Source organism: Archangium sp., assembly GCF_036389735.1.
In the GTDB taxonomy this organism is placed as follows: Bacteria; Myxococcota; Myxococcia; order Myxococcales; family Myxococcaceae; genus Archangium.
Window position 1 is genome coordinate 1 of the sequence record NZ_DASVWK010000184.1, and the last position, 5,228, is coordinate 5,228.

5 protein-coding genes and 1 pseudogene are annotated in these 5,228 nt (G+C 71.3%); 4 read left to right on the forward strand and 2 right to left on the reverse strand.

Annotated features, from left to right (window positions below; translation table 11 throughout):
- Positions 1–335: pseudogene (locus VF794_RS06835) on the reverse strand (adenylate/guanylate cyclase domain-containing protein); the annotation flags it as partial.
- A 47-nt stretch (positions 336–382) separates the two neighbouring features.
- Here VF794_RS06835 and VF794_RS06840 point away from each other — a divergent pair.
- Entirely contained in the window at positions 383–916 is a 534-nt protein-coding gene (locus VF794_RS06840) for a metal-dependent hydrolase (protein ID WP_331108376.1), read from the forward strand.
- Between the two features lie 4 nt (positions 917–920).
- Positions 921–1,472 (forward strand): RNA 2',3'-cyclic phosphodiesterase, encoded by a 552-nt coding sequence (gene thpR / locus VF794_RS06845; protein ID WP_331108377.1) that lies wholly within the window; start codon positions 921–923, stop codon positions 1,470–1,472.
- Positions 1,473–1,497: 25 nt separating this feature from the next.
- Here thpR and VF794_RS06850 read toward each other — a convergent pair whose 3' ends face one another.
- Positions 1,498–2,073 carry a V4R domain-containing protein gene (locus VF794_RS06850; protein ID WP_331108378.1) on the reverse strand — a complete coding sequence of 192 codons (576 nt, stop codon included), beginning with the start codon at positions 2,071–2,073 and terminating at the stop codon, positions 1,498–1,500.
- 199 nt (positions 2,074–2,272) lie between these two features.
- Between VF794_RS06850 and VF794_RS06855 the strand changes: the two genes are divergently transcribed.
- The gene (locus VF794_RS06855) at positions 2,273–2,893 is read left to right on the forward strand and encodes a YiiX/YebB-like N1pC/P60 family cysteine hydrolase (RefSeq protein WP_331108379.1); all 621 of its coding nucleotides are present in this window, start codon (positions 2,273–2,275) and stop codon (positions 2,891–2,893) included.
- 23 nt (positions 2,894–2,916) lie between these two features.
- Entirely contained in the window at positions 2,917–5,226 is a 2,310-nt protein-coding gene (locus tag VF794_RS06860; RefSeq protein ID WP_331108380.1) for a putative metal-binding motif-containing protein, read from the forward strand.
- The last annotated feature ends 2 nt before the right edge of the window (positions 5,227–5,228 follow it).

Here is a 5,228-nt window from a genome sequence, read left to right on the forward strand (position 1 = left end):
ACCTGGCCATTGGAGGACGAGGCCGCGGCGGGGGCCTGGATGAAGAAGACGGCGGGCATGTCGAGCAGCAGCACGCCGAGGTCCGGCCGGTGGCGGAGCAGCGGCAGGAAGCGTCCGCCGGCCCAGAGGGCAGCCGCGAACAGCACGTACACCGCCAGGCCCACGAGGGGCGCGGACCAATCGAAGGCCCAGGCGCAGCCGAGCCACCCGAGGGCCCCCAGCGTGCGGAAGCGGTACACCCAGCGCCCCATGCGGACACGCTGCGCGTCGAGCCGCTGGCGGAGGATATCGTCGACAAGTGACTCGGGGAGCACGGAACCGGAAGAGTAGTCCACCCTCCGGGCATTCTCCAGACGGGGTGTGGGCTATCCTCGGGCGCCGCATGGCGAGCTTCGGACACGTGGCGGTGGGAATGGCACTCGGACGCATGGGCGCGGGGGCGGCGCCACCGAGACGTGTCGCCGCCGCCATGCTGTGGCTGTCCACGCTGGCCATGCTGCCGGACGCGGACGTCATCGCCTTCGTGCTGAGGATTCCATACGCGGCGCCGTGGGGGCACCGAGGGGCCTCCCACTCCCTCCTCCTCGCGGGGCTGGTGGCGCTGGGGGGGGCGGCCGGGACGCGCCTGGCGCGGGGGCCGGCGCTCAAGGCGGGACTGCTCGCCTTCGTGGCCGTGGGCAGCCACGGCCTGCTGGACGCGATGACCACCGGGGGCCTGGGCGCGGCTCTGCTCTGGCCCTTCACCCAGGCCCGCTATTTCCTCCCGTGGCGCCCCATCCCCGTGGCGCCCATCGGCGCGGGAATGCTCTCCGCGCGGGGCCTGTACGTGGTGGGAGTGGAGCTGCTCCTCTTCCTGCCCTTCTGGGGCTATGCACTCTGGCCGCGCCGTCGGGCGGGGCGGCCGGTGGAGGGATGACGCGATGCGCCTCTTCGTCGCCGTGACGCTCGGAGAAACCATCGAGCACCAGGCCCTGGCCGCCCTTCCGAAGCTCAAGGGCCTGGCGCCCCGGGCACGCTGGGTGCCCCCCACGAACCTGCACCTCACGCTGAGCTTCCTCGGAGAGGTGGAGGCGGAACGGGTGCCCGCCCTGTCGGAAGCCCTCACCCGGGTGGGTCCCCTGCACGCGCCGCTGGTGCTGACCATCGAGGGCGGGGGGGGCTTCGGCTCGCCGGGGCACCCCCGGGTGCTATGGGCCGGCGTGGGCGGGGAGACGAAGGCACTGGGAGCGCTCCAGGCGGACGTGGCGGCGGCGCTGAAGCCCCTGGGCTTCGAGCCCGAGCACCGCGACTACACCGCGCACCTCACGCTGGCGCGGGCGAAGGTGCCCCGAGGCGACCGGGAGCTGGCCGAGTGCGTGCGTGCGCTCCAGGGCGAGAAGTGGGGCGAGGCGCGGGTGGACCGGCTCACCCTCTTCGAGAGTCTGCACGGCAAGTATCACTCGCGCCTCGAGGTGCCCTTGAGCAAGCCGTGAGGGACAGCCACTCGGGAGCCTCCCGCTACTTGAGCGTCATCTCGTAGCGGCAGGCGGTAGCGCCCCGGTGGCGGCACTCGGTCTGCGCGACGTTCCAGCTCTCTCCGCAGTAGCGCGCCACGCCCGCGAAGAGCCCCTCGTGGAAGAGGCACTCGTAAGGGGTGTTCTCCACCACGATGAGCCGGTCAGGCTGCTCGTCCACCCGGATGGAGCCGACGCCCGCTCCCCGGTTGGCCATCGTGTAGAGCGCGCTCATCCGGCGCATCAGGTCGCGCGTCCGTGGCGTCTCGTTCGCCAACGACAGGATCCTGGCCTGGTACGGGAACATGGCGGTGAACATCTCGCCGCCCACCCGGAAGAGCGTGCCGCGCTGATGCGCGTGCTCGAGCGGCTCGAAGATGACGCCGAGCGTCTCCTTGATGGGGTAGAAGCGCGTCAGCTCACCCGGCGTGATGCCGAAGCGGAGCACCACCTCCTGCGCGCGCCGGATGGCCCGCTGCACCGCGTGGCTGTCACGGAAGATGCTGTGGTCCAGCGTCACCTGCACCGCGTGGACGAAACCGCCCTGCACCTCACCTGCGAAACCCGCGCCGTAGAACATGGATGTCTCCTCCCGGAGAGGAGCCGAAGACGGCCGCTCGAACCGAGTGCCCTCCCGACGAGCGGGGTCCCCCCTCTCCACCCCGAGGATAGTGGGCCGGATGGGGCGACAGGAACCGGCCTCTGGGACGAGGCTGGCACCCGCCCTGCAGTGAAAGCCGGTCGGCGCGGGGCTCGCGCCGGAAAGACCTGGGTTTTCAATGCGTTGGCTGAAGCTTTCGCTGCTCTCCCTGTCGCTCCTGGCCCACACCGCGGCAGCGGAGCCACGGTCCCTCGAGGGCACGCTGAAGACGGGCGACCTGGTCTTCCACACCTCGCGCTCGCGGCAGTCGGCGGCCATCCAGGCGGCGACGGACAGCCCGCTGTCACACGTGGGGCTGGTGGAGGTGACACCCCAGGGGGTGTACGTGGTGGAGGCGGTGCAGCCGGTGAAGCGGGTGCCCTTCGCCCGGTGGAAGGCGCGCGGGGTGAACGGGCGCATCCTGGTGCTGCGGCCCGAGCAGCTCCCGGAGGACAAGCGCGAGGCGGCCGTGGCGGAGGCGAAGCGGCACCTGGGCAAGCCCTACGACTGGCGCTTCGGCTGGGGGGACGAGGCGATGTACTGCTCGGAGCTGGCGCGCAAGGCGTACACGCGGGCCGCGGGCGTGGACTACGGGAAGCTGGAGCGCCTGGGCACACTGAACGTGAAGCGACTGGAGTCGGCCCTGCGGGAGCGCTACAGCGGGAAGGTGCCGCTGGAGTTGGAACTCATCACCCCGGCGAGTCTCGCCGAGGACGAGCGCCTGACCGTGGTGCACTCGGACTACCCGCGCATCCGGTAGGGGGAGGCTAGAATGGCGCCGCCATGCTCCAGCGCCTCGTGCTCCTCATTGGCCTCCTGACCCTCATCGGCTGTCAAAAAGGCCATGAGGGCGCGGTGAAGCTCACCGTCTCCTACTCGGGCTTCAAGCCGGGCTGCATCCGGGTGGGGGTGAAGGACGAGGGGGGCGCGGGCGAGGAGCGCACGACGCAGCTCGAGGGAAAGGGCGCGGTCACCGGAGGCAGCGTGACGGTGGCCGCCTTCCGGGAAGCCGGCTGGGGCCCCTCGCTGCTGCTGACGGCGCAGGCCTTCGAGGTGGAGTGCACGGGCTCGCCGGTGAGCACCGCCACCGGAGTGGTGAAGGTGGACAAGGCCGCGGTGACGGAGCTGGAGCTGAAGCTGTCGGGCACCGATGCGGACCAGGACGGGTACGTGGCCCGGGACACGGGTGGCCACGACTGCGACGACCGCCGTGGCGAGGCGCACCCCGGCGCGCGGGAGCTGTGCAACGGGCGGGACGACAACTGCGACGAGCGGCCAGACGAGGGCCTCGAGGTGGGGGCCCTGTGTGACACGACGGATGGGTGCAAGGGCGCGTGGACCTGCGATGCCCAGGGCGCGCGTACGTGCGTGGCCAGGCCGGACCAGTGGCGCCGCGACTCGGACGGGGACGGCCAGGGCGACCCGAAGAGCACGAGCCAGACGAGCTGCAAGCAACCGACGGGCTATGTGCCCAACGACCTGGACTGCGACGACACCAACAAGCGGCGCTACACGGGCGCTACCGAACTCTGCAACACGGTGGACGACGACTGTGACGCCACCGCGGACGAGGGGCTGGGCGTGGGCAACGCCTGCACGGGGGCGGGGGGCTGCGGCGGGAAGCTCGCCTGCAACGCGGCGGACGCGGGGGTGCTGTGCAACAGCCCGACGCCCGTCGTGCTCTACCCGGACAATGACCAGGACACGCGCGGCGCGGCGGACGCGGGGGTGTCGAGCTGCGAGCCCACCCGCCCTGGCCACGTCACCAACGCGAACGACTGCGACGACACCCGGGCGAACGTGTACATGAGCGCGCCGGAGATCTGCGACTCCCAGGACAACGACTGCGACGGCACCACGGACGAGAGCTTCAACGTGGGCGCGGGATGCGATCCGGGCCTGGGTTGCACGGGCGCGCGGGCGTGTGCGGCGGATGGCGGCACCCGGTGCGACTACGTCACCCCGCCCACGAGCTACTACCCGGATGACGACCTCGACCAGCACGGCAGGGCGGACGCGGGGGTGCTGACCTGCGCGCCGAACCCGGGGCACGTCCCCCAGGCCGGCGACTGCGACGACGGCAACCCGTTCGCGCATGGGGACATGGGCGAGCTGTGCGACCAGGCGGACAACGACTGCGACGGCACGGAGGACGAGGACGGCGTGTGCCCGACGGGCGGCGCGACCTGGGTGGACCGGTCCACGGCGAACACGGATGACTGGCGCTCGGTGACCGTATGGGGTGACGGGGGCGTGTGGCTCACCGGACTCGGCAGCCGCCTGCGCCACCGCGCACCGGGGCAGACGACGTTCCAGAACTTCGACGCGCGGTGCGCGGGAGACTGGTACGGCCTCTGGGCGGATCCCCAGAGCGGGACGGCGTACCTGGGCGGCCTCAACCAGCTCAGCGCGTACCACGGCGCCGCCGCCACGAGCTGCACCCCCGGGCTCACCATCACGAACACCGATGTCCACGGCATCGTCGGAGTGCCCCAGACGGGTGGCGGAACCGAGTTCCACTTCGTGGGCTTCAGTCGCGGCAACGCCAATGAGGGGCGGGCCATGTGGTGGGACGGCTCCGCGCTCAACAGCGGTGACACCACGCTGGGCCCCCTCTGGGACGTGCATGGTGTCTCGCGTGACGTGCTCTTCGCGGTGGGTGGCTTCCAGCCCACCACGAGGGACCCGGGCGAGCCTCGCATCTACCGCTTCAAGCCGGCCCAGGACGACTGGCAGACCGAGTTCGTCCAGAACCTCTCGGGCGTGGTGGAGGACCAACTCCAGGGCGTCTGGGTGGTGAACCCGAAGCTCGCCTACGCCGTCGGCGAGAGCAACTCCGTCCTCCGCTGGAATGGGACGGCGTGGAGCAAGCACTCGGGGCCGGGAGGGGACCTGTACTCGGTGGTGGCCTTCGGCACGAGCTCCGTCTACGTCACCACGGGGAACGGAAGGGTCTACCGGTACGATGGGAGCGCCTGGAGCGCTCTGCCCGGGTTGAATACCGGGGCCCCGCTCTGGGACATCGCCGGCACCAGCCCGGCGGACCTCTGGGTGGTGGGCGACAACGGGAAGCTCCTGCACTGGCCGCGCTGAGC